The sequence below is a fragment of the Bradyrhizobium sp. NAS80.1 genome (assembly GCF_001908205.1).
In the GTDB taxonomy this organism is placed as follows: domain Bacteria; phylum Pseudomonadota; class Alphaproteobacteria; order Rhizobiales; family Xanthobacteraceae; genus Bradyrhizobium.
Genome location: NZ_LGHL01000085.1, coordinates 16254 through 38654 on the forward strand (window position 1 = coordinate 16254; position 22401 = coordinate 38654).

General features: G+C 63.6%; 23 protein-coding genes and 1 pseudogene. 13 read left to right on the forward strand and 11 right to left on the reverse strand.

Annotated features, from left to right (window positions below):
- Positions 1–117: 117 nt before the first annotated feature.
- Both AC629_RS20050 and AC629_RS20055 read left to right on the forward strand, forming a co-directional pair.
- On the forward strand, positions 118–1647 hold the full coding sequence (locus AC629_RS20050; protein ID WP_084806747.1) for a Do family serine endopeptidase: 1530 nt from the start codon (positions 118–120) through the stop codon (positions 1645–1647).
- A 275-nt stretch (positions 1648–1922) separates the two neighbouring features.
- Complete coding sequence (locus AC629_RS20055) at positions 1923–2285, forward strand: hypothetical protein (RefSeq protein WP_074122929.1); 363 nt, start codon at positions 1923–1925, stop codon at positions 2283–2285.
- A gap of 12 nt (positions 2286–2297) precedes the next feature.
- On the opposite strand, the gene AC629_RS20060 is transcribed toward AC629_RS20055, so the two are convergent.
- Positions 2298–2579, reverse strand: a complete 282-nt coding sequence (locus AC629_RS20060) for a DUF6496 domain-containing protein (RefSeq protein WP_084806748.1) — start codon at positions 2577–2579, stop codon at positions 2298–2300.
- An 84-nt stretch (positions 2580–2663) separates the two neighbouring features.
- Positions 2664–2858 (reverse strand): DUF3072 domain-containing protein, encoded by a 195-nt coding sequence (locus tag AC629_RS20065; protein ID WP_084806749.1) that lies wholly within the window; start codon positions 2856–2858, stop codon positions 2664–2666.
- A 115-nt stretch (positions 2859–2973) separates the two neighbouring features.
- Here AC629_RS20065 and AC629_RS20070 point away from each other — a divergent pair, with 115 nt between their 5' ends.
- Entirely contained in the window at positions 2974–3195 is a 222-nt protein-coding gene (locus tag AC629_RS20070; RefSeq protein WP_084806750.1) for a hypothetical protein, read from the forward strand.
- An 18-nt stretch (positions 3196–3213) separates the two neighbouring features.
- A complete protein-coding gene (locus AC629_RS20075; RefSeq protein WP_084806751.1) occupies positions 3214–3399 on the forward strand; it encodes a hypothetical protein in 186 nt (61 codons plus the stop codon).
- Positions 3400–3688: 289 nt separating this feature from the next.
- Here the strand turns inward: AC629_RS20075 and AC629_RS20080 are convergent, their stop codons facing one another.
- Positions 3689–3904 carry a hypothetical protein gene (locus AC629_RS20080; RefSeq protein WP_084806752.1) on the reverse strand — a complete coding sequence of 72 codons (216 nt, stop codon included), beginning with the start codon at positions 3902–3904 and terminating at the stop codon, positions 3689–3691.
- Positions 3905–3999: 95 nt separating this feature from the next.
- The gene (locus AC629_RS20085) at positions 4000–4257 is read right to left on the reverse strand and encodes a hypothetical protein (RefSeq protein WP_084806753.1); all 258 of its coding nucleotides are present in this window, start codon (positions 4255–4257) and stop codon (positions 4000–4002) included.
- Here AC629_RS20085 and AC629_RS48820 point away from each other — a divergent pair.
- Complete coding sequence (locus AC629_RS48820; RefSeq protein ID WP_245331928.1) at positions 4256–4621, forward strand: hypothetical protein; 366 nt, start codon at positions 4256–4258, stop codon at positions 4619–4621. The genes AC629_RS20085 and AC629_RS48820 overlap by 2 nt on opposite strands.
- Here AC629_RS48820 and AC629_RS20095 read toward each other — a convergent pair.
- The 3 genes and pseudogenes from AC629_RS20095 to AC629_RS48825 form a co-directional block, all read right to left on the reverse strand.
- Entirely contained in the window at positions 4618–6108 is a 1491-nt protein-coding gene (locus AC629_RS20095) for an HWE histidine kinase domain-containing protein (protein ID WP_084806800.1), read from the reverse strand. The genes AC629_RS48820 and AC629_RS20095 overlap by 4 nt on opposite strands.
- Positions 6109–6122: 14 nt before the next feature.
- Complete coding sequence (locus AC629_RS20100; protein WP_084806754.1) at positions 6123–12413, reverse strand: HAMP domain-containing protein; 6291 nt, start codon at positions 12411–12413, stop codon at positions 6123–6125.
- 354 nt (positions 12414–12767) lie between these two features.
- Positions 12768–12986 (reverse strand): annotated as a pseudogene (locus tag AC629_RS48825) (DUF305 domain-containing protein); the annotation flags it as partial.
- Positions 12987–13044: 58 nt separating this feature from the next.
- On the opposite strand from AC629_RS48825, the gene AC629_RS20110 reads away from it, so the two are divergent.
- Together AC629_RS20110 and AC629_RS49880 are read left to right on the forward strand one after the other, a co-directional pair.
- Positions 13045–13239: a hypothetical protein gene (locus AC629_RS20110; protein WP_084806755.1), complete on the forward strand. Its 195-nt coding sequence runs from the start codon at positions 13045–13047 to the stop codon at positions 13237–13239.
- Positions 13240–13358: 119 nt separating this feature from the next.
- A complete protein-coding gene (locus AC629_RS49880; RefSeq protein ID WP_283847143.1) occupies positions 13359–13490 on the forward strand; it encodes a hypothetical protein in 132 nt (43 codons plus the stop codon).
- A gap of 463 nt (positions 13491–13953) precedes the next feature.
- Here AC629_RS49880 and AC629_RS20120 read toward each other — a convergent pair whose 3' ends face one another.
- Together AC629_RS20120 and AC629_RS20125 are read right to left on the reverse strand one after the other, a co-directional pair.
- Complete coding sequence (locus AC629_RS20120; RefSeq protein WP_084806756.1) at positions 13954–14181, reverse strand: hypothetical protein; 228 nt, start codon at positions 14179–14181, stop codon at positions 13954–13956.
- Positions 14182–14427: 246 nt separating this feature from the next.
- Positions 14428–14892: a winged helix-turn-helix transcriptional regulator gene (locus AC629_RS20125; RefSeq protein WP_084806801.1), complete on the reverse strand. Its 465-nt coding sequence runs from the start codon at positions 14890–14892 to the stop codon at positions 14428–14430.
- A gap of 166 nt (positions 14893–15058) precedes the next feature.
- Here AC629_RS20125 and AC629_RS20130 point away from each other — a divergent pair, with 166 nt between their 5' ends.
- From AC629_RS20130 to AC629_RS20150, 5 genes are all read left to right on the forward strand, one after another.
- Positions 15059–15796, forward strand: a complete 738-nt coding sequence (locus AC629_RS20130) for an SDR family oxidoreductase (protein WP_084806757.1) — start codon at positions 15059–15061, stop codon at positions 15794–15796.
- A 64-nt stretch (positions 15797–15860) separates the two neighbouring features.
- Positions 15861–16862, forward strand: a complete 1002-nt coding sequence (locus AC629_RS20135; RefSeq protein ID WP_084806758.1) for an NAD(P)H-dependent flavin oxidoreductase — start codon at positions 15861–15863, stop codon at positions 16860–16862.
- A 105-nt stretch (positions 16863–16967) separates the two neighbouring features.
- Entirely contained in the window at positions 16968–17387 is a 420-nt protein-coding gene (locus tag AC629_RS20140; protein WP_084806759.1) for a hypothetical protein, read from the forward strand.
- A 114-nt stretch (positions 17388–17501) separates the two neighbouring features.
- Positions 17502–19076, forward strand: a complete 1575-nt coding sequence (locus AC629_RS20145; RefSeq protein WP_084806760.1) for an alkaline phosphatase D family protein — start codon at positions 17502–17504, stop codon at positions 19074–19076.
- A 265-nt stretch (positions 19077–19341) separates the two neighbouring features.
- The gene (locus AC629_RS20150; protein WP_084806761.1) at positions 19342–20160 is read left to right on the forward strand and encodes an aldo/keto reductase; all 819 of its coding nucleotides are present in this window, start codon (positions 19342–19344) and stop codon (positions 20158–20160) included.
- A gap of 75 nt (positions 20161–20235) precedes the next feature.
- Here the strand turns inward: AC629_RS20150 and AC629_RS20155 are convergent, their stop codons facing one another.
- Complete coding sequence (locus AC629_RS20155; protein ID WP_084806762.1) at positions 20236–20688, reverse strand: hypothetical protein; 453 nt, start codon at positions 20686–20688, stop codon at positions 20236–20238.
- Between the two features lie 157 nt (positions 20689–20845).
- Between AC629_RS20155 and AC629_RS20160 the strand changes: the two genes are divergently transcribed.
- On the forward strand, positions 20846–21118 hold the full coding sequence (locus tag AC629_RS20160; RefSeq protein ID WP_084806802.1) for a helix-turn-helix domain-containing protein: 273 nt from the start codon (positions 20846–20848) through the stop codon (positions 21116–21118).
- A gap of 7 nt (positions 21119–21125) precedes the next feature.
- Here AC629_RS20160 and AC629_RS20165 read toward each other — a convergent pair whose 3' ends face one another.
- Complete coding sequence (locus AC629_RS20165; protein WP_084806763.1) at positions 21126–22358, reverse strand: aminotransferase-like domain-containing protein; 1233 nt, start codon at positions 22356–22358, stop codon at positions 21126–21128.
- Positions 22359–22401: the final 43 nt, after the last annotated feature.

Genomic DNA, 22401 nt, shown 5'->3' on the forward strand with positions numbered 1-22401 from the left:
ACCCGCCGCCTCTGGCAGTGCCTTTACTTGCCAAGATTTAATCAGCCGGACGGGACGCCGTAAGGTGGCAGTGGCCATGTTGGGTGCAGGGCGACTTACCAACATGGACATTTCGACATGAACGATCACGTCAATTCCGACATCACTACCAGGATTCTGAAGCCGCGCCGGCTGGCGCTGCTCGGCACTGTGGCCGCGCTGGGCGTGGCCGTGCTGGCTGGCGCTCCCGGCTCTTCGCAGCTCGGGGTTACCTCGTTCATCGCGCCGGCCCAGGCTGCTGAAGCGGCTGGAACGCCGACCGGCTTTGGCGATCTCGTCGCGAAGGTCAAACCCGCCGTCATCTCGGTGCGGGTCAAGATCGACCAGGACAACGACAAGAACGCGATGATGCAGCAGAACCGGATGGATTCGGACGAGGACACGCCGTTCGACCAGTTCTCGCGGCAGTTCGGCTTCCGCCTTCCCAATGGCATGAATGGCATGCCGCGCCAACGTCACCAGATGGTCACGGGTGAGGGCTCCGGCTTCTTCATCTCCGCCGACGGCTATGCGGTGACCAACAACCACGTCGTCGATCACGCCCAATCCGTGCAGGTGACCATGGATGACGGCACGATCTACACCGCGAAGGTGGTCGGCACCGATCCGAAGACCGATCTCGCGCTGATCAAGGTCGATGGCAAGAAGGACTTCCCGTTCGTCAAATTCTCCGACCAGAAGCCCCGGATCGGCGACTGGGTCGTCGCGGTCGGCAATCCCTTCGGCCTCGGCGGCACCGTCACGGCCGGCATCGTCTCGGCCAGCGGCCGCGACATCGGCAATGGTCCCTATGACGACTACATCCAGATCGACGCGCCCATCAACAAGGGTAATTCCGGCGGTCCGGCCTTCGACATGAACGGCAACGTGATCGGCGTGAACACTGCGATCTTCTCGCCCTCGGGTGGTTCCGTCGGCATCGGCTTCGACATTCCGGCCTCGACCGCGAAGCTCGTCGTCGCGCAGCTGAAGGACAAGGGCGCGGTTACCCGCGGCTGGCTCGGCGTACAGGTGCAGCCGGTGACCGCCGAGATCGCCGACAGCCTCGGCCTCAAAGAGGCGCGCGGCGCAATCGTCGACAATCCGCAGGACGGTAGCCCGGCGGCGAAGGCCGGCATCGAGGCGGGCGACGTGATCACCGCCGTCAACGGCACCGCGATCAAGGACTCCCGCGATCTCGCCCGCACCATCGCCACCCTGGCACCGGGCACCTCGGTGAAGCTCGACGTCGTCCACAAGGGCGACAGCAAGACGGTGACGGTCGCGCTGGGCGAGTTGCCGAACGAGCGGCAGGCCAAGGCCGACCAGGGCAAGGCTCAGTCGAACACCGGCACGCCGCGCCTCGGCCTCAGCCTGGCGCCGGCCGGTGAGGTCCAGGGCGCGGGCCAGAAGGGTGTCGTCGTCACCGAAGTCGACCCGCAGGGGCCGGCCGCGCAGCGCGGCATCCAGACCGGCGACGTCATCCTCAACGTCGGCGGCAAGGCCGTCGCCAATGTCGGCGACGTCCGCTCCGAGCTGGCGCAGGCCAAGTCGTCCGGCAAGAACAGCGTGCTGTTGCGGGTGAAGAGCGCAGATGCGACACGGTTCGTCGCGGTGCCGCTCGCGTAAGTCGGGCTGATCTATGCAATCCAGAAGGCGGCCCGCGGGCCGCCTTTTTCATGCGCGTCTGAGGGATACCCACAGGCCGCCGATAACATTCTCGTTAACGGCAGCGATGATGACGCGGTTCGTCCGAAAAAGCCGCGTTCACCCGGCAAACTACGGAGTTGAGTGTTGCGCCTTGACGGCAGTGAAGACGCCGTGGCGAAATTGCAGGAGTGAAACTTCGGGCGTCCGGCCGCCTTGTGGAACCGGCCGGGGGTTCGCATTTGATCGGTGCCGACATGGATCGATTGAAGCTCTCGCTGAGATGTGCGCTGCTCGTGGCGCCATTGGTGCTGACGACCGGAAGCGCCCTGGGGCGCGACGATGGCCGCTACGCCGACTCCCCGCTTAAGCCGTGGTTCGACAGCCTGCGCAGCCATCTCGGACCGTGCTGCTCGGATGCAGATGGATTTGCCGTCTCGGATCCCGACTGGGAGTCGCACGACGGGCACTATCGCGTGCGTCTCGATGGGCAGTGGGTCGAGGTGCCGGATGAAGCCGTCATTACCGAGCCGAACCGGGCTGGCCGCACCATGGTTTGGCCGGTGAAGACCGCCTTCGGGATCTCCATCCGCTGCTTCATGCCGGGCAGCATGATCTGACGTCGGTCAGCGTCACCGTTGGCTGGATTTACGCTTCGACGATTTCTTGGTTGTCGTCTTCTTGGACGTCTTTTTCTTGGACGTCTTTCGCTTCGACGCCTTCTTCGGGACTTTCCTGCCCTTCTGGCGCGCCTCCGACAGGCCGATCGCGATCGCCTGCTTGCGGCTCTTCACGCGTCCGCCACGACCGCCGGGTCCGCTCTTCGCGGTACCCTTCTTGTAACGGCGCATCTCGCGCTCGACATCCTCACTGGCGCTGCGCGAGTAGCGGCGCTTCTTGGCCTTGCGTGCCATGCATATTCTCCCTTGGCCGAGGGAGAACCAACCGGCACAAGCATTGGTTCCGAAAGCGCGAACGCAACGTCGACGCGAAACCGCCTAGAAGGAATTTGCCAGCTCGATCTCGGCCTCCAGCACCTGGATGCGCCGCGAAGCCTCGGCGAAGGACAGGTCCCGCGCATATTGTGCGGGCTGATACGCCTCTTCGCTCAGCCGTTTCAGCCTGAGCCCCTGCGCCCGGGTCATCTGCTCGGCGAGGAAAACCCTGGCGTCGTATTTACCCTGAACCTGCATGTTGCTGCTCCATCCTGAAATCGTGACTTGACTATATGTTCTTATTTTGTTCTAACAAGCCATGGACAACAGAATTAATGAAATTCGACGTAAAATCAGCGCCTTGAGGCTGGAAATGGCCGATATCGAGGCGTTTGTCCGCGACCTCATCGACCGCGATCGCGACTGCACAGAAAAGGCCCTGGCGCAGATGGATCTGCGCCGGAAAATCAACATGCTGATCGGCGAATGGAAGGCTGCCGGTGGTGGCGATGTCCTGCCGGACGTCCGCGATCGGGTGCGCCTTCGCCCCGTAAAGACAGCCGGCAATCCCCTGCGCGCGATCGCGCGCCGCTGAGACCTTTGGGAGCGCGCGGTGGAGGAAGACCCGGACACGTACCGGATCTTGAGACTGCGCGCCGAGATTCTCGAACTCGGCTCCGCGATCCGGCAATTGCAGCGCGAGGGCCTCGACGATGCCGCGGCCCAGCTCCTGATCGGGCGCAAGCGTGCGCAGCTCGAGCATCTCGTCAAGGCGAATGTCGCGGGACGACCGCTTTAACATCACTGACATCCGGCGCAGATCAAGCGTGCGCGCAGGCGGCCTCTCGAGCGGTTCTCGAGGAAATCTGTGCCGACGTTCCTGCATCCGAAGCGGCGACGCGTGAGCGCGTTGCAGCGAATCTGCACGAAGTCGCGCAGATGGAGCATGCTCAGTCGAGGATCTGAAACGCACAGCCCATAATGAGCTGACGCGTGCGTCGACGATGGCGATAGAAGGATTTTCGATCGGGGCGCCAAAGCCAAAAGGCCCCGCGACCGCGGGGCCTTCCATCAGCTTAGGCGAACACTCACTTGGTGTTGCTCATGCCGCCCTTGTTCGTCATGGTGCCGCCCTGGTCGGACGGCTCGGCGCCCTTCGAGGATTTGGTGTTGGCGCCCGTGGTCTGGGACGATGACATCGAGGATCCATGCTTGGTCTTGTGCGACTTGGCCTGAGCAGCAAACGGGGCGGCGGCAAGACCGGTTGCCAACATTACGGCGAGAGTGAGCTTGATCATCTTCATGCGGGGGAACTCCCTGGGTTCAATTGACGCAGGCAGGCAACCGCCGTTCGAAGCAGGAGTTCCGAACAAGGCATCTCCCGCGCCTCACGCCCGCTTCAAGATTGCTTGTCCTCTGCGAGGATGAACACGACGCCCGTAAGCGTCGCGCCGATTGCGAACGTCGTCACCAGCGTGAGCGCGAAGACGACAACGGACTGGCTGCCGCCATCGTTCAGCAACTTGGCGACGGCCGGATTGGACAGAATGAGCGCGAGGCTGAATGCGAGGCCGAGGGCCGCGCCCATCATCGCATGCGTCATAAGCTTGATGACGCCCGTGGGAGAGATCAGGCCTGGCGACTTCTTTACGCGCATGGAACTGCGTCTCGATCTGGTATGCAAACGCTCGCGACGATCGCTGGTTCCATCGGGCACGAAGGAATTGTCATCTGCCGCTTCATCCGGCGTTCATGCCGGTCTTGCGAGGATGAGCGCCATCAACACGGGAACATTCGATATGGGTAAGGTTGTCTTTCTCTATCGCTCGCTAGCCTATCGCAACGCGGCCGCGGACATGCTGCGCAGAGCGCGGAAACTGCCGCGCGGCGAGGAACGCAGCGCGGCCCGGCGCTATGCTACGGCACTGCGCGATCTCTCGCAGACGGAAGCCTGGCTCGAAGGGCGCGTCGCCGATGAACCCCGGTCGGTGCAGCGAAGGAGGACCGCAGCGTCCGGCTAGCCGGATGCGCGTTGCAACTCGGCGGAGCTGGCGGCCTCAAATTTGCCGGCAGCGGCCGTCGCCGCAGTCTGGGGTGCCAAGGGCACTTCCAGGCGGCACAACAGGCCCTCGGCGCGCCAGTTGAATTTCGCCTGTCCACCAAGCTGGGACTCGACGCTCGCAAGCAGGCTCCTCGTGCCGAAGCCACGAGATTTCGGCTTCGTGACGCGCGGGCCGCCGGTTTCCTCCCAGGTCAAAATGAGGAGGTCATCCTCGACCTGCCAGCCGATCATGAGCCGTCCCGACCGCGTCGACAGCGCGCCATACTTTGCCGAGTTGGTGAAGAGCTCGTGCAACGCCAGTGCCAACGTCTGGGCGGTCTCCGGCTGCAACTGCACCTCGGGACCTGCCAACTTGATCTGGCCGTCATGCGAATGGGGCGCAACCTCCTCGTCTATCAGCTTCGATAGCTCGGCGCCCTGCCAGCTCGACAGCGACAGGATCGTGTGCACGCGCGCCAGTGCATTGATGCGTCCTTCGACGGCGTCGACGTAAGCCTTGACCTCGTCGGCACGGGTGAGGCGAACGATCGATTGCGCCAACGCCAGCGCATTCTTGGCGCGATGATCGACTTCCCGCGCGAGGAGATTCTGCCGCTCCTCAGCGCGCTTGCGCTCGGTAATGTCCACGGTGACGCCGCTCACGCGCACCACGCGACCGGCGTGGTCCACCGTCGCGGCCGCCGTGCCGACGCACCAGCGCACCTCGCCGTCGGGCCGGCAGACACGAAATTCCCCTTCATAGGCACGCGCCCCGGTATTGAACGCGGCAATGGCCTGGCTGAATTGGTCGGCGTCGCCGGGGTGCAGCAGGGCCTGGATGTTGGCCGTCGTGACGTTGAAGGTCTCCGGAGTCACCCCGAAGATGCGGTACTGGCCCTCGTCCCACATCCAGTCGCCATTGATCCAGTCCCAATCCCAGGATCCCATCTTGCCGGCGGCGATGGCCATGCCGCGCCGCTCTTCGCTCTCGCGCAGCTTCGCGGTGGAGTTTTCCAATTCCGCCGTGCGCGCGCGAACGCGGTCCTCGAGCTCCCGATTCAGCCGCTCGAGCTCTCGCGTCTTGCGATAAAGCTCGGCAAACACCTTGATCTTGGCGCGCAGTACCTCCGGAACCACCGGCACCGGCACGTAGTCGACCGCGCCCATCTCGTAGCCGCGCAACCGGTCGATGTCGCTGACCTGAATGGCCGAGATGAAGATCATCGCGGTCTTCTGGAAGCGCGGATGTTCGCGGATCATCGCGGCGAGCTCGAAACCGTCGAGCTCGGGCATGCAGACGTCGACCAGGATCACCGCGATTTCGGTCTTGAGCAGCACTTCCAGCGCCTCGCGGCCCGACGAGGCGATCACGAGGTTCTCGCCGAGATCCTTCAAGATCACCTCATAGGCGAGCAGCTTGGCCGGCTGGTCGTCGACGAGGAGGATGTTGACCTTTTCGTGGTCCATTCGCGGATCCAAACTCAGCGGTGCAGCCACATGCGGATCGCAAGCAGCAATTGATCGGTGTTAACGGGCTTGGCGAGGTAATCGGACGCGCCGGCTTCCAGGCATTTCTCCCGGTCGCCCTTCATCGCCTTGGCGGTCAGCGCGATGATGGGCAAGCGCGCAAAGGCCGGGTTCTCGCGGATCACGGCGATGGTCTGATAGCCATCCATCTGCGGCATCATGATGTCCATCAGCACGATGGCGATTTCCGGATTCGATTCGACCAGCGTCACGGCTTCGCTGCCGGTGGTTGCCGTCAACACCTTCATGCCGCGCCGTTCCAGCACGCTTGAAAGCGCGAAAATGTTGCGGGCGTCGTCGTCGACGAGCAGGGCGGTCTTGCCGATCAGGTCCTCGTCGGAACTGTTCAGCTTCTCGAGCATGCGCTGCATCTCGATCGGCAGTTCCGTGATCACGCGGTGCAGGAACAGAGCGGTCTCGTCGAGCAGGCGCTCCGGCGATTCCACGCCCTTGACCACGATGCTGCGCGCCATCGTGTGGAGCTCGGCGTCTTCCTCCGCCGAGAGCTCGCGGCCGGTGAAGACAACGACAGGGACGTTCGACAGCGTCTCGTCGTTGCGGATCTGGTCGAGCACCTCGAAGCCGCTCATGTCGGGCAGGCGCAGGTCGAGCACAACGCAATCGCAGGGCGCCTCGCGTAGCGTCGAGAGCGCACCGGCGCCGGTGTCGGTCGTCACGATCTCGATGTCGTCGTGATGCAGGAGCTCGCGGATCGAGAGCTGCTCGGCCTCGTTATCCTCGACGATCAGGAGCCGCTTCCGGCGAGGCTGTGCATATTCCTTGATCTGCGTCAGCGCGGCCGAAACGCCTTCGGTCGTGGTCGGCTTGTTGACGAAGGAGAAGGCGCCCCGCGCCAGCGCGTGCTGGCGGTCCTCGTCGAGCGTGATGATCTGTACGGGGATGTGGCGCGTGAGCGGATTGTGCTTGAGCTGGTTCAGCACCGTCCATCCCAGCATGTCCGGGAGGAACACGTCGAGCGAGACAGCCCGCGGCTGATATTGCTTGGCAAGCTCGAGCGCTTCCGCACCGCGCGCGGCGACCAGGACCTTGAAACCCTTGTCACGGGCGAGATCGACCAGCACCCGCGCATAATGCGGGTCGTCCTCGACGATCAGGAGGATGCTGTCGCCAGGCTCGATACCGAGCCGGTCGTCGGGCAATTGCTCGATGACGCGTTGCTGTTCCGGCGCGGCCGGCTGTAGCGCCGGCGGCTGGCTGTACTGCTGGAGCGCGGCGCGCGGCGCGAGCGTCGGGCCGGAATATTTCAGCGGCAGATAGAGCGTGAAGGATGAACCCTTGCCCGGCGCGCTGTGCAGATGGATCTCGCCGCCGAGCAGGCTCGCGAGCTCGCGGCTGATGGCAAGGCCGAGCCCGGTGCCGCCGTATTTACGGCTGGTGCCGGCGTCCGCCTGCTGGAACGCCTCGAAGATCAGCTTCTGCTTCTCCAGGGGAATGCCGATGCCGGTATCGGACACTTCGAACGCGATCACGGCGGGCGCGGAGTTCAACACCGGGTGATCCGTTCCCCAGCCGCCGACTGCGCCGGCGACCTTCAGGCGCACTTCGCCCTCGGCGGTGAACTTGAAGGCGTTGGAGAGCAGGTTCTTCAGCACCTGTTGCAGGCGCTTGGAGTCGGTGACGATGCTGCGCGCAAGGTTCGGGTCGACGTCGATCTTGAACGACAGGTTGCGGTTTTCCGCCTCGTGCCGGAACGGCCGGCCGACGGTCTCGAGCAGGTTCGCGGTCAGAATCTCCTCGGCATCGACCGTTACGGTGCCGGACTCGATCTTGGATAGATCGAGAATGTCGCTGATGAGGTTGAGAAGATCTGTGCCGGCGCCATGGATGGTGCGGGCAAACTCGACCTGCCTGGCGGTGAGGTTGCCGTCCGGATTGTCGGTGAGCTGTTGGCCGAGGATCAGGATCGAATTGAGCGGCGTGCGCAGCTCGTGGCTCATATTGGCGAGGAATTCGGACTTGTACTTCGAGGTCAGCGCGAGTTCCGTCGCCTTCTCCTCCAGCGCGCGGCGGGCCTGCTCGATTTCCTGGTTCTTGCGTTCGACCTCGACGTTGCGCTCGGCGAGCTGCTGGGCCTTCTGTTCGAGCTGTTCGTTGGTCTGCTGCAACTCACGCTGCTGCGTCTGGAGCTCGCCGGCGAGCTGCTGCGACTGTTTGAGCAGGCCTTCGGTCTGCATCGTCGCCTCGATCGAATTGAGCACGATGCCGATGGAGTCGGTGAGCTGTTCCAGGAACGTCATCTGCGACGTCGTGAAGGAAGCCAGCGAGGCGAGCTCGATCACCGCCTTGACCTGGCCTTCGAACAGCACCGGTAGCACCACGAGGTTCTTCGGCGCGACGCGGAACAGCGCCGAATTGATCGGCACGACGTCGGACGGAATGTCGCTGACGAGGCGCGGCCGCCGGTCGAGTGCGCACTGGCCGATCAGGCCGTCGCCGAATTGCAGCACGCGCTGATACGGATAGACACCATCGCTGGCGTAGGAAGCGAGCAGCAGGAGCTGCGGATTGTCCTCGCTCTCGACCTGGTAGATTACGCCGGTGTGAGCGTTCACCAGCGGCGACAATTCGGTGAGCAGCAGCCGGCCGACGGTGGCGAGATCGCGCTGGCCCTGCAGCATGTTGGTGAACTTGGCAAGGTTGGTCTTCAGCCAGTCCTGCTCGGTGTTCACGTCCGTCGTGAGGCGGAGGTTCGTGATCATCGTGTTGATGTTGTCTTTCAGCTCGGCCACTTCGCCGCGGGCATCGACCTGGATCGACCGTGTCAGGTCGCCCTTGGTCACGGCGGTTGCGACTTCCGCGATCGCGCGCACCTGCGAGGTGAGGTTGGCCGCGAGCAGGTTGACGTTGCCGGTGAGGTCCTTCCAGGTGCCGGCGGCGCCCGGCACGTCGGCCTGACCGCCGAGCCGTCCCTCGACGCCAACCTCGCGCGCGACCGACGTCACCTGGTCGGCGAAGGTCGCGAGCGTCGAGGTCATGTTGTTGATGGTGTCAGCGAGCGCCGCGACCTCGCCCTTTGATTTGACCGTGAGGTTCTGCTTAAGGTCGCCGTTGGCGACCGCCGTCACCACCTTGACGATGCCGCGGACCTGCTCGGTTAGGTTCGCCGCCATGAAGTTGACGGTGTCGGTGAGGTCCTTCCAGGTGCCAGCGACGCCTGGCACCTGGGCCTGGCCGCCGAGCTCGCCTTCGGTGCCGACCTCGCGCGCGACGCGGGTGACTTCGCCGGCGAAGGCGTTCAGCTGGTCCACCATGGTGTTGATGGTGTTCTTCAGCTCGAGGATTTCGCCCTTCACATCCACGGTGATCTTGCGCGAAAGGTCGCCGCGCGCCACGGCGGTGGTGACTTCGGCGATGTTGCGGACCTGCGTGGTGAGGTTCGCGGCCAAGAGGTTGACGTTGTCGGTGAGGTCCTTCCAGGTGCCGCCGACGCCGGGCACCACAGCCTGACCGCCGAGGCGGCCCTCGGTGCCCACCTCGCGCGCAACGCGCGTCACTTCGGCTGCGAAGGAGCGAAGCTGCTCCACCATCGTGTTCAGGGTGTCCTTGAGCAGCAGGATCTCGCCGCGGACGTCGACGGTGATCTTCTTGGAGAGGTCGCCGCCGGCGATCGCGGTCGCGACTTCCGCGATGTTGCGGACCTGCGCCGTCAGGTTCGACGCCATGAAGTTGACGTTGTCGGTGAGGTCCTTCCAGGTGCCGGCGACGCCGGGCACCTCGGCCTGGCCGCCGAGCTTGCCTTCGGTGCCAACCTCACGCGCCACGCGCGTGACTTCGCCGGCGAAGCCGTTGAGCTGGTCCACCATGGTGTTGATGGTGTTCTTCAGCTCGAGGATTTCACCCTTCACATCCACGGTGATCTTGCGAGACAAGTCGCCGCGCGCCACCGCGGTCGTCACCTCGGCGATGTTGCGAACCTGGGCCGTGAGGTTGCCCGCCATCGAGTTCACGCTGTCGGTGAGATCCTTCCAGGTGCCGGCGACGCCGGGCACGTTGGCCTGACCGCCGAGACGGCCTTCGGTACCGACCTCACGCGCCACGCGCGTGACCTCGCCCGCGAAGCGGTTGAGCTGGTCGACCATCGTGTTGAGGGTGTCCTTGAGCTGAAGGATCTCGCCGCGTACGTCCACCGTGATCTTGCGCGACAGGTCACCGCCGGCGATCGCGGTCGCGACCTCGGCGATGTTGCGGACCTGGGCGGTGAGGTTGCCCGCCATCGAGTTCACGGAGTCGGTCAGATCCTTCCAGGTGCCAGCGACGCCGGGCACGTCGGCCTGACCGCCGAGCTTGCCGTCAGTACCGACCTCGCGCGCCACGCGCGTCACTTCGCCGGCGAAGGCGTTGAGCTGGTCGACCATGGTGTTGAGCGTTTCCTTCAATTGAAGGATTTCGCCCGAGACGTTGACGGTGATCTTCTTGGACAGGTCGCCCTTGGCGACGGCTGTCGCGACTTCCGCGATGTTGCGGACCTGGCCGGTCAGGTTCGAGGCCATCGAGTTGACGGAGTCGGTGAGGTCCTTCCAGGTGCCGCCGACACCGCGCACGACGGCCTGGCCGCCGAGCTTGCCTTCGGTGCCGACCTCGCGGGCGACGCGCGTCACTTCGCCGGCAAAGGCGTTGAGCTGGTCCACCATGGTGTTGATGGTGTCCTTCAGCTCCAGGATCTCACCGCGGACGTCCACCGTGATCTTCTTTGACAAGTCGCCGCCGGCGACCGCCTTCGTCACTTCGGCGATGTTGCGGACCTGCGCAGTCAGGTTCGACGCCATCGAGTTGACGCTTTCGGTGAGGTCCTTCCACGTGCCGGCGACGCCGAGCACGTTGGCCTGACCACCGAGCCGCCCTTCGGTGCCGACCTCACGCGCCACGCGCGTCACTTCGCCGGCGAAAGCGTTGAGCTGGTCGACCATGGTGTTGAGCGTCTCCTTCAGCTGAAGGATCTCGCCCGAGACGTTCACGGTGATCTTCTTCGAGAGGTCGCCGCCCGCGATGGCGGTCGCGACGTCGGCGATGTTGCGGACCTGCGCAGTGAGGTTCGACGCCATGAAGTTGACGTTGTCGGTGAGGTCCTTCCAGGTGCCGGCGACGCCGGGCACCTGCGCCTGGCCGCCGAGCTTGCCTTCGGTGCCGACTTCGCGCGCCACGCGCGTCACTTCGGAAGCGAAGGAGTTGAGCTGGTCCACCATGGTGTTGATGGTGTCCTTCAGCTCCAGGATCTCGCCGCGCACGTCCACCGTGATCTTGCGGGACAAGTCGCCGCGCGCCACGGCGGTCGTCACGTTAGCGATGTTGCGGACCTGTGCGGTCAGGTTGCCGCACATCGCGTTCACGGAGTCGGTGAGATCCTTCCAGGTGCCGGCGACGCCGGGCACGATCGCCTGACCGCCGAGCTTGCCGTCTGTTCCGACCTCGCGCGCCACGCGCGTCACCTCGGAGGCGAAGGAGCGCAGCTGGTCCACCATCGTGTTGATGGCTTCCTTGAGCTGAAGGATCTCGCCGCGGACGTCGACGGTGATCTTCTTGGAGAGATCACCGTTGGCGACCGCGATCGTCACCTCGGCGAGGTTGCGAACCTGGTTGGTCAGGTTGTTCGCCATCGAGTTGACGCTCTCGGTCAGGTCCTTCCAGACGCCGGTCACTTCCGGCACCTGAGCCTGGCCGCCGAGCTTGCCTTCGGTCCCGACCTCGCGCGCGACGCGGGTCACCTCGGAGGTGAACACGCCGAGCTGCTTGATCATGGTGTTGACGATGTTCGCCGACTGCAGGAACTCGCCGCGCAAGGGGCGGCCATCGACGTCGAGTTTGACGGTCTGGAGCAGGTCGCCTTGCGCAACCGCGGCGACCGCGCGCGTCACTTCGCGCGTCGGCCACAAGAGATCGTCGATCAGCGTGTTGACGGAGCCTTCCATGTCGGCCCAGGAGCTGGAGGCGAGGCCGAACTTCACGCGCTGGCGGGTCTTGCCCTCGCGGCCCACCACTTGGCCGACCAGTTCGAGCTGCTGCGCCATGCGCTGGTTGGCGGCGATGATTTCATTGAAGGTGTCGGCGATCTTGCCGTCGATGCCGAGATAGTCGCCGCTCATCCGCACGGAGAAATCGCCGCTGCGCACCGCTTGCAAGGCGAGCAGCAATTCCGCACGGGCATCCGGCTCCGAGGTACCATTGATTTTTGGCTTTGGGCCGCGACGACCGGAGCGTGATGCTGTTCCGGGATCGAGGTCGCTCATACTAATCCCCCCGCAAGCGTCGGCCGAAGCCAAAGGCAAGACGCGACTGGTCAAAATGGAGCGTCAGCCAAATTCGAAATCAAGCGCCAAGGTTGCGGCGCAAGGAATTGGAACTTGCCAGCTCAGCCCGACCAAGTAACCGCTGAAATTGCCAATGGTTCCATCCGGATTGGCGAAACTCTCGCCCCTGGGAGGGCACTTGGCGTTCCCATTTCGAAACCCATGGTCGGTGGCTAGGAACGACCTCGAGCGGCAAGAATCCCAATGGCGATGCGGGACGGGACAAGATGCCTGAGAGTGATCGCGCCGTGCGGCCGCTGAGCAGCAGCAGCATCCAGAGGATAGGTAAGGGTGCTACTTGTTCGCCATGGTTCGCTCCGCATCCTTCACCTGCGAGTGGAGCGTCGGCAGTTGTTCGCGGGCAAACGCCGCAAGTGCGGCATTGTCGGGCGCTTTCAGGTAGTGCTCGAGCTGGTCGATTGCGGATTCGTATTCGGGAATCTGGGCGGCGTAGAAGCTTTTGACGTAAGTCGGGCCGTCCGAATTTTCGGGCCCGATGAGGCTCGCGCCTGAACGTTACGATCCGGTAACGGCGGTTGCGGCGTAGGGGTTCCGTCCCCACGTCCTCCCCATGAAACAGTCTGACATCTTCAGGGATAACGCCGACAACTGCCTGCAGCTTGCCGAGCGTGCGGAAGGGCAACCCGCCTACAATCGCTATACGCGCATGGCGGACGCCTGGACGGCATTGGCGAAAGAGCAGGACTGGCTTGATGGCGAAATCCCGCCCGTCACGGTCCGCATCCACCAAACGCGGGATGCATAGGCGTTCTCATTTTCGTGAATCTGGGTGTGAGACTACGCACGGAACGTAAGCGACCAATCAGGTATCATCGGGCAATAATCGATCGCGTTGATTTTTTGATTCCAGAAGGAGGTTTTGCGATGGCTCCACGCCTGGCTCTTCTTTCACTCATTCTCGCCTTCGGCGTTTCGGTCGCGCTCGCGACGGTGACGACGGTGCGGCAGGTGCATCAGGAAAACGCAGCGGCGGCAATCCACGCAACGCATAGCTAGCGCCGCGGGTCCTCCCGCGCGCTGGAACATTCGCTGTACCAGCGCGTAACCGCTTCAAGACCTCAGGAGAGGCGAGAGCATATCGTGGCGCACTCCGATCACGGCATCAAACAAGCGGGCGGAGGATCAGCCGCGCCACAGGCAGCGTGCACAGACCGTCCACAAGGCCGACCCCAAGGGCTCGCCGTCGCGATCCTAGGCTGAGCGACAAAAGCAAAACGCCGGGCTCCGGCGTGATGCCGGACGATTCCGGCGACGCGCCGACTAACTGCGCGAGGAACGAATCCCCGCGCGAAGAGTCGATGGATTGCTTCCGGTCGTCATGCCCCCGGTGCGCCGGAAGCAATCTCCAAGGACGACTCTGGCACCCACGGTGCCGGGGTCGTTTTGGCTTTCAAGAGGGCCCACGGATTGGTCCTTGGGCTCATTCCTCGCTATTGCCTTCGGAATCTCCTAAGTGTTCCTAATCCGCCGGATTGCGGCCGGTGCGCGGATTGATCGGATCGGTCGGCTTTCGCCGCAGCCTCTCCGGCAGGAATGGTTCAGTCGGCGAGGCCGATGGATCAGCCCGCACGTCAGCATGATGCTGCGCGCACTCATGCGGCGTCTGGTTGGAATTGATCTGGTGTTTCACGTCGACGCCATCGACGGGATCGTTGACGCCATGCTGGGTGTCGCGGAAATCGCTCATGGTTCACCTCGTTCCTTCGCGAGCAGCTCTCGGTTTCCTGACGCGAAACATGGAGAACAGCCTGTTTCAGGCGATGTTCCTGTGTAGTCACCTGATGCCGCATCGCACGCCCAGACCGATAAGCCCTGGAAGGGCAATCCGGAGAAGGAGCAGCGGTCGGACGATGACAAGCCCGGTCTGGAGAAGTGGCACAATACGAAGACGCACTGATGAACGCGCGCCGAAGTTCAGCGAAGCGCTAGCCGCTCACCCGACCGCCTGCCTCCGCCCCGGCCCCGCATGCACATGGACCTGCTTCGCATGCAGCCTCTCGCCGCACTCCGAGCACACCATCACGGGATCGAACAGCTTGCCGCAAGTCTTGTGCTCGTGCAGCAGCGGGCGGCCGCGTTCGTCGCCCATGTGGGTGTCACCCCAATGCACCATCGCCATGATGATCGGATAGAGGTCGAGGCCTTTCTGCGTGAGGATGTATTCGTAGCGCTTCGGCGCCTCGGAGTAGGGGGCACGGCGCAGGATGCCGAAGCGGACCAGCTTCTTTAGCCGTTCCGAAAGCAGATGCCTTGTGATCTGGAGCGAGGACTGGAATCCTTCGAACCGCCGCACGCGCAGAAAACATTCGCGCAGGATCAGAAGCGTCCAGCGATCTCCGACCACGGCAATGGTGCGCGAGAGCGAGCAGGGCTCTTCGTCCAGCGTATCCCATTTCATCATGGTTCTCCGGCGTCAGTAAGTCTGAAAAAGGAATTGACTTGATATCTATGAGCTAGGCTAGCACTCAGTTCTACAGTTTGACAGTTCTATTTTAGAACTATAGCCTCCGGTTAATCACCAGCCGCCGTGCGTAGAGCAGCGCGGCCAGTCGAAGGAGGCGATCTTGTCCAAGCGAAACGCCACAGCAGCCATCATCGGAGCCGGCGATTTCATCGGCTCGGAGATTGCCAAGAAATTCGCCGCCGAGGGATTTTCGATCTTCGCCGGCCGCCGCAACGGCGACAAGCTCGGGCCGCTGGTGACGGACGTCGAGGCGGCCGGCGGCGAGATCCACGCGCGCTCGCTCGATGCGCGGAAGGAGGAAGAAGTCATCTCCTTCCTCAACGATGCCGACAAGCACGCGCCACTTGAAGTCTGCATCTTCAACGTTGGTGCCAACGTCAATTTCCCGATCCTCGACACCACCGAGCGCGTGTTCCGCAAGGTCTGGGAGATGGCCTGCTATTCCGGCTTCCTGGCGGGCCGTGAAGCCGCGCGGCTGATGCTGCCCCGCGGGGGCGGAAACATCTTCTTCACCGGTGCAACTGCAAGCTTGCGCGGCGGTAGTGGCTTTGCCGCCTTCGCCAGCGCCAAATTCGGCCTGCGCGCGGTGGCGCGGGCGATGGCGCGTGAGCTCGGACCGAAGAACATCCATGTCGCCCATCTCATCATCGATTCCGGCGTGGACACCGAATGGGTGCGGCAACGCCGGCTCGAGGCGCTCGGGCCGAACGCGCTGGACAATCCCGACCTCCTGATGCCGCCGTCGTCGGTCGCGGACGCCTATTGGCAGCTCTATCAGCAGCCGAAGAGCGCCTGGACTTTCGAAATGGAGATCAGGCCATTCGGAGAGAAATGGTGACCGCCGCGCAAAAGTCCGGCTAGACTGATCCAAGCATCAAGCAGAACTCCGGGAGGAAGCTTACGTGAAGACCGCGATCACCGAACTGTTCGGCATCGAGCACCCCATCATCCAGGGCGGCATGCATTTCGTCGGCTTTGCCGAGCTGGCGGCTGCCGTCTCCAATGCCGGCGGGCTCGGCATCATCACCGGTCTCACACAGAAGACACCGGAATTGCTTGCGAAGGAGATCGCGCGCTGCCGCGAGATGACCGACAAGCCGTTCGGTGTGAACCTCACCTTCCTGCCGACGTTCTCGGCACCGCCTTATCTTGAGTACATCGCCGCGATCGTTGAAGGTGGCATCAAGGCGGTAGAGACGGCGGGGCGCAGCCCGGAACAATACATGTCCGCGCTGAAGGCCGCCGGCATCAAGGTCATCCACAAATGCACGTCAGTTCGCCATTCGCTGAAGGCCGAGCGCATCGGCTGCGATGCGGTGAGCGTCGACGGCTTTGAGTGTGGTGGTCACCCCGGTGAGGACGACATTCCCAACATGATCCTGCTGCCGCGCGCGGCGGAGGAATTGAAGATCCCGTTCGTCGCCTCCGGCGGCATGGCCGACGGACGCAGCCTCGTCGCGGCGCTGTCGCTGGGCGCGGCCGGCATGAACATGGGCACGCGCTTCATTGCCACCAAGGAAGCGCCGGTCCACCAGAACGTGAAGAATGCACTGGTCGCGGCGACCGAGCTCGACACCCGCCTGATCATGCGAGCTTTGCGCAACACCGAGCGCGTGCTGAAGAACGCCAATGTCGATCGCCTGCTCGAGATCGAACGCGAGAAGGGCGCCAAGCTCACCATCGACGACATCCACGATCAGGTTGCGGGCGTCTATCCCAAGATCATGCTGGACGGGCAGATGGATGCAGGCGCCTGGAGTTGCGGCATGGTGGCAGGCCTCATCCGCGACATCCCCTCCTGCAAGGAACTCATTGATCGCATCATGGGCGAGGCGGAAACCATCATCCGCAGCCGCCTGATGGGGTTCCTGGATGGGATAGCGGCGACGCGAAAGGTCGCCTGACATCGTCAAACTTAACCACAGCGGCAATTGGCCGCTGGAATTGCACGCGACGCCTCCTAAATAGGGGTAAATTACCCCTTTCAAAATCAATTTCAGGAGGCGTCCGTGGTCCTGAAAAGCGTTCCTTTTGCAGTTGCCGTTGCGCTCGTGCTCGCATGGGGCGGCACCGCGCGCGCTGACGACTACAAGCCTGACGAATATCTCGGTCTCGATCTGTCCAAGGCCGTGCTGTCGCCGAAGCGGCTCGGGCCAGAAACGCAATTCGCGCCGGTCGCGTTAGAAGCGAAGGGCAGCAGCGAGGCGCAGGCCCGCGCCGAGACCATCGACGTGCCGAAGAAGGTCGCGGCCGAACGCGTGCACGTGTCCGAGCCGAAGGTCGCACATGTGCGGAAGGCCCAGCCACGCGGCGCGGCGCGCACGAAGCTCGCGCATCGCCGCGGCAATCCGATGGACGCGCAGGCGATGGACACCCGTATCCAGACCTGGCCATGCCGCACCGGTGGCATCTGCAACTGGAAGCGCTAGCTCACAGGCGTCATCTACGCGTCGCAAAACCGTAGGCGCGGAGTCAAGAAACCGTAAGGGTAGGAGTCAAGGAGCGCAGGCACCTTTCGTCACGATTCGACGAAGGTTTCCTGAATGGCATCGCTCCGCGCCTCGCGCGCATGGACCCGGCGGCAATTCCTGCTCCGCTCGACTTCCGGCCTCGCCGTCGCCTCGCTCGGCACACTCGCAAAGCCGCATCTCAGCCGCGCCGCCGATCGCACGCGGATCGTGGGCGGCATTCAGTCGGGCGATGTCTCGGATGGCTCGGCTGTGATCTGGGCGCGCGCCGACCGACCTGCGCGCATGCAGGTCGAATGTTCGAGCGTCGAAAGCTTCAAGACCATCATTGCGTCAGCTTCGTGCGATGCGCTGCCCGATGCTGATTTCACCTCGAAATTGCTTCTGAACGATCTGCCCCCCGGGCAGGACATCTTCTATCGCGTGCGCTTCGACGACATCGCGACCGGCATTGCCGGCGAAAGCCGCGTCGGTCATTTCCGCACCGTGCCGGCGGCGGGTCAGTCGATCTCGTTTCTGTGGTCCGGCGACACCGCAGGGCAGGGCTGGGGCATCGATATCTCGCGCGGCGGCTATCGCAGCTATCGCACCATGCTCGACAACCGCCCTGACTTCTTCATCCATTCCGGCGACCACATCTATGCCGACTGCACGATCCCTGCGGAGCAGAAGCTGCCGAACGGCGAGATCTGGCGCAATCTGGTGACCGAGGAAAAAGCCGGGGTCGCGCACACGCTGGCGCAGTTCCGCGGCAACTACAAATACAACCACCTCGACGACAACTTCCGCGCCTTCCATGCGGAGGTGCCAATGTTCGCGCAATGGGACGACCATGAGGTGACCAACGACTGGTCCCCTGCCGGCAGCTACGACGAGGCTGGCTTTGAGGACGACGGCACGCCGCGCCTCGTCGCGCGTGCCCGTCGCGCCTTCTTCGACTTCATGCCGATCCGTGACATCGGTGCACGGCAGGCCCGGGTTTATCGCAAGATTGCCTACGGTCCGATGCTCGACGTCTTCATGATCGACATGCGCAGCTATCGCGACGAGACCTGGAACACGGGCGACGATCACCGTGGCTGGATTCTCGGCGCCGAGCAGCTCGCCTGGCTGAAGCGCGAGCTCGCCGCCTCGCGCGCAACCTGGAAGGTGATCGCCTCCGACCTGCCGATCGGCCTGGTCAGCCTGGATGCGGTCGCGCTTGGCAATGGCCCGCCCGACCGGCGCGAGCACGAGATCGCCGACCTCCTCAGCTCCATCAAGCGCGCCGGAATCCGCAACATCGTCTGGCTCACCGCCGACATGCACTACACCGCGGCGCATTACTACGATCCGGACAAGGCCCAATTCCAGGATTTCGAGCCGTTCTGGGAGTTCGTCTCGGGACCTCTGCATGCCGGCACCTGGGGGCCGGGCGAGCTCGACAACACCTTCGGCCCCGTCGCGAAGTACCAGAATGGTTGCAGCGAAGCGCAGGGTGGGAATCTGGCGCCGTGCTTCGGCATGCAATTCTTCGGCCGCGTCGACATCGACGGCCGCAGCGGCGTGATGACCGTGACGTTGAAAGACGTCGATAATCGTGACCTCTGGTCGGTCGACATCGTGCCGCAGCCGCAGGCTCATCCGGCTGTGGTGGCGCAACATTCCTGAGGCCCGCCTTGTTATGGCCGTGGCTTGCCCCGGGGCATCCACGTTCTTCGTGTGGCTGGGCGAGGCGTGGTTGGCCGGGACAAGCACCGGCCATGACGTCGTTGAGGCATCGTGTAATACAGTTCTAACCCGATCTTGATTGGCCGCCCCACGCCTCCCGCGCTATAGTGGTTTTTCCCGCCACCTCTTTTCCATCATCGAAAAGTCTGCTCACGCGGTAGCGCCGCGCGCATCCGGCGGGCTGAATTACGTCAGGAGCCTGTTCATGGACAATCTTAAAACACAGGGCATCAGCATGCCCAAGCTCGGTCTCGGCACCTTCCGCATGCAGGGCGATGCCTGCCGCGCGGCGGTCGAGACCGCGCTGTCGATCGGCTATCGCCACATCGACACCGCCGAGATGTACGCCAATGAAGAATCCATCGGCGCCGCGCTCGCTGCGGCCCGACTGCCGCGCGGCGAGTTGCACGTCACCACGAAAGTCTGGCACGAGAACCTGGCGCCGGATGCGATCCGCCGCGCCTTTGACGCCAGCCTGAAGAAGCTGAGGCTCGACCATGTCGACCTTTATCTGGTGCACTGGCCGTCGCAGGCCGCGAACTGGGGGGCGGTGTTCGAGACCCTGATGAAGCTGAAGGAGGAGGGGCGCACGCGGGCGATTGGCGTTGCCAATTTCACCACCGCGCTGCTCAAGATCGTGGTCGAGGACATCAAGGCGCCGATCGCCTGCAACCAGATCGAATATCACGCGATGCTCGATCAATCGAAGGTGCTGGCCTATCTCGACGCCAAGTCAATCCCGCTCGTCGCCTATTGCCCGCTCGCGCAGGGGCGCATTGCCTCGGATCCGGCGCTGACAGAAATCGGCGCCAAGCATAATGCGACCGCCGCGCAAGTCGCGCTGAAATGGTTGCTCGACCAGGATGGCGTCGCCGCGATCCCGAAGGCCTCGCGGCGCGAGAGCCAGCAGGCCAATCTCGACGCGCTGAAGATCACGCTCGATGATGCCGACCGCAAGAAGATCGCGGCGCTGCCGAAGGACAGGCGCTGCGTGAATCCGGGTTTTGCGCCGGCGTGGGACTAGCCTCGCCGAACGCTTCCAAGACGCAACGAAATGGCCCCGCGAGGCGCCATTTCCCTGTTGCTTTCTGAACGGCTGTTAATCGCAGCGTTGCTGTGCAGGCGTGGGCACGCCAGTGGCGATGTATTTGCCGTCTCTGATCGTGTATTCGCCGCGTTCGCCGCGATTGTAGATTGCGCGCAGGCTGCCGTCCTTTGCGAGAAGCAGCCCGAACTCGCGAGTCTGATGCAGCGAGGGGAAGTACACCATCATGTTGAGCAGGCCCTCGGCGTTGACCGTGGCGGACACCACCTCGTTCTCGTCCTTGGCCTCTCCGAAATTGCGCCGGTACATCACGCGGCCGTCCCTTCGGATTTCGTAAGTCAAGAGCGCGCCCTGGTCGCGGTCAGGCCGAGCTGCGCAATCGACCGCCCACGAGCCGAGCAGGCCCCATTGCTCGACCGTCGCTGCAAGCGGCTCGGCACCGGCCATGGACGTCAATGCAACCCACAGCAGCGCAGCCGTGATCCAGCGGCTCAAACGATGCGTCATGTCCTGGAAAGCCCCACCTCGAAGAATTCCAAACTGTAGCATCCCGCTCGCGGCCGTCCACGGCAGCCGCCGATCGCGCGCGAATTTGATCCGCGTCAATGAGGCCGCACGTTTCGGGGGTAGGATGGCGCTCCCGAAGGCGAACGTGGATAGACCGATGCTGAATCAAGTCATGGATTTCGCGGGCGAGGTGCTGCCGGGGAGTTGTGCCGTGCCGCCTTATTCCGAGACCGCGTTTCTGGCCGAACTGGGTGAGCGCTTGAGGACCTCGCGCATGCGCTGCGCGCTGTCGCGCCGGGAGCTGGCCCGTAGGTCCGGGATTTCCGAGCGCTACATCGCCCAGATCGAGGCCGGCAAGGGCAACGTCTCGATCGTTCTTCTGTTGCGGCTGGCCTCCGCGATCCACGGCAGTCAGCCACAGGCGGCCTGATAAACCGCTAGGCACGTTTCTCGACATTGGCGCTGCGGGCTGGTACGCCGAATTCCTTGCGGCAGACTTCAGCCAGCACGGCGACACCCTCGCGGATCTGCTGATGCGAAGGGCTCGCAAAGCACAGCCGCAGCCGCGAACTGGAATGGCTCTTGTTGGTCGACCATTCCGGCCCTGGGTTGATCGACACGCCCGCGGCGAGCGCCGCCTGATACAGCTTCAGCGTATCGACCTGATCGGGCAGCTTCACCCATAGGAAGATGCCGCCCTTCGGTTCCTCGAACTCGGCTGCCGTCCCGAACTGCTCGTTCAGGGCTTCCATCAGCGTATCGAGCTTGGTGCGCAGCGCCTTCGTCAGTGCCGGCACGTGGCTAGCGAAATGCGGCTTGCAATAGGCGGCGAGCACCATCTGCTCCAACGCGCCGGAGCCGGCATCTGTTTTCAGCGACAGCATCCGTGACATCACATCCCAGGGCGCGACGACGAAGCCGACGCGCAGCGCCGGCGCGATCGACTTCGAGAACGAGCCGATATGGATCACGCCTCCGTTCGGGCTCATCGCGTAGATCGCCGGCGGCCGCTGTCCCGACCAGACAAGGTCGGCATAGCAATCGTCCTCGAAGATCGGCACGCCGTATTCCGCCGACAGCCGCAACAGCTCGGCGCGCCGGCTCTCCGGCATGATGCTGCCGGTCGGGTTCTGCACCGTCGGGATGGTGTAGATGTATTTCGGCCGGATGCCGCGGCTCTTGAGGTCGGCCAGCGTCGTGGCGAGCACGTCCATGCGCATGCCGTCCTTGTCGAGGGGAATCCCAACCACGTTGACCCCGAGCCGTGTCAGGCGGTTCAGCGAACCCTGATAGCTCTCCTGCTCGAAAATCACAGTATCGCCGCGCGTGAGCAGCGTGTTGTTGACGAGGTCGAGCGCCTGGAGCGAGCCCGAGACGATCAGGAGGTCGTCGACGGTGCAGTTGATGCCGGCATCGCGCTTGAGTTTGGTGACGAGGAATTCGCGCAACGGCAAATGGCCCTGTGGGCCATGTGCCAGCCCGTAGGTCGCCAGCGACCGGCCTTCGCTTTGCAGGGCTGAATTGGCCGCCTCGATGAGCTCTTCGAGCGGCATCTGCTCGGAGTCGTTGTTGCCGCCGACAAAGCTGTACCTGGCGAGGCCCGTCCAGCGCGCAGTCGGGGCCGGCAGCCCTGCCGGAAACAGGGGCGCGAAATCGAAGCTGGACGTCATGGGAATGTTCCTCGTTTCTGTTCTTGTTGAGCAGCCGGCATTG

What these genes read in the sequence shown, in the direction of transcription:
- AC629_RS20150 (WP_084806761.1), top strand. Translation starts at nt 19,342, where the DNA reads ATGGACAATCTTAAAACACAGGGCATCAGCATGCCCAAGCTCGGTCTC.
- AC629_RS20165 (WP_084806763.1), bottom strand. Translation starts at nt 22,358, where the DNA reads ATGACGTCCAGCTTCGATTTCGCGCCCCTGTTTCCGGCAGGGCTGCCG.
- AC629_RS20125 (WP_084806801.1), bottom strand. Translation starts at nt 14,892, where the DNA reads ATGAAATGGGATACGCTGGACGAAGAGCCCTGCTCGCTCTCGCGCACC.
- AC629_RS48820 (WP_245331928.1), top strand. Translation starts at nt 4,256, where the DNA reads ATGGAACTGCGTCTCGATCTGGTATGCAAACGCTCGCGACGATCGCTG.
- AC629_RS20095 (WP_084806800.1), bottom strand. Translation starts at nt 6,108, where the DNA reads ATGGACCACGAAAAGGTCAACATCCTCCTCGTCGACGACCAGCCGGCC.
- AC629_RS20110 (WP_084806755.1), top strand. Translation starts at nt 13,045, where the DNA reads ATGAAACAGTCTGACATCTTCAGGGATAACGCCGACAACTGCCTGCAG.
- AC629_RS20070 (WP_084806750.1), top strand. Translation starts at nt 2,974, where the DNA reads ATGGCCGATATCGAGGCGTTTGTCCGCGACCTCATCGACCGCGATCGC.
- AC629_RS20085 (WP_084806753.1), bottom strand. Translation starts at nt 4,257, where the DNA reads ATGCGCGTAAAGAAGTCGCCAGGCCTGATCTCTCCCACGGGCGTCATC.
- AC629_RS20160 (WP_084806802.1), top strand. Translation starts at nt 20,846, where the DNA reads ATGCTGAATCAAGTCATGGATTTCGCGGGCGAGGTGCTGCCGGGGAGT.
- AC629_RS20080 (WP_084806752.1), bottom strand. Translation starts at nt 3,904, where the DNA reads ATGAAGATGATCAAGCTCACTCTCGCCGTAATGTTGGCAACCGGTCTT.
- AC629_RS20100 (WP_084806754.1), bottom strand. Translation starts at nt 12,413, where the DNA reads ATGAGCGACCTCGATCCCGGAACAGCATCACGCTCCGGTCGTCGCGGC.
- AC629_RS20065 (WP_084806749.1), bottom strand. Translation starts at nt 2,858, where the DNA reads ATGCAGGTTCAGGGTAAATACGACGCCAGGGTTTTCCTCGCCGAGCAG.
- AC629_RS20120 (WP_084806756.1), bottom strand. Translation starts at nt 14,181, where the DNA reads ATGAGCGATTTCCGCGACACCCAGCATGGCGTCAACGATCCCGTCGAT.
- AC629_RS20060 (WP_084806748.1), bottom strand. Translation starts at nt 2,579, where the DNA reads ATGGCACGCAAGGCCAAGAAGCGCCGCTACTCGCGCAGCGCCAGTGAG.
- AC629_RS20145 (WP_084806760.1), top strand. Translation starts at nt 17,502, where the DNA reads ATGGCATCGCTCCGCGCCTCGCGCGCATGGACCCGGCGGCAATTCCTG.
- AC629_RS20050 (WP_084806747.1), top strand. Translation starts at nt 118, where the DNA reads ATGAACGATCACGTCAATTCCGACATCACTACCAGGATTCTGAAGCCG.
- AC629_RS20155 (WP_084806762.1), bottom strand. Translation starts at nt 20,688, where the DNA reads ATGACGCATCGTTTGAGCCGCTGGATCACGGCTGCGCTGCTGTGGGTT.
- AC629_RS49880 (WP_283847143.1), top strand. Translation starts at nt 13,359, where the DNA reads ATGGCTCCACGCCTGGCTCTTCTTTCACTCATTCTCGCCTTCGGCGTT.
- AC629_RS20055 (WP_074122929.1), top strand. Translation starts at nt 1,923, where the DNA reads ATGGATCGATTGAAGCTCTCGCTGAGATGTGCGCTGCTCGTGGCGCCA.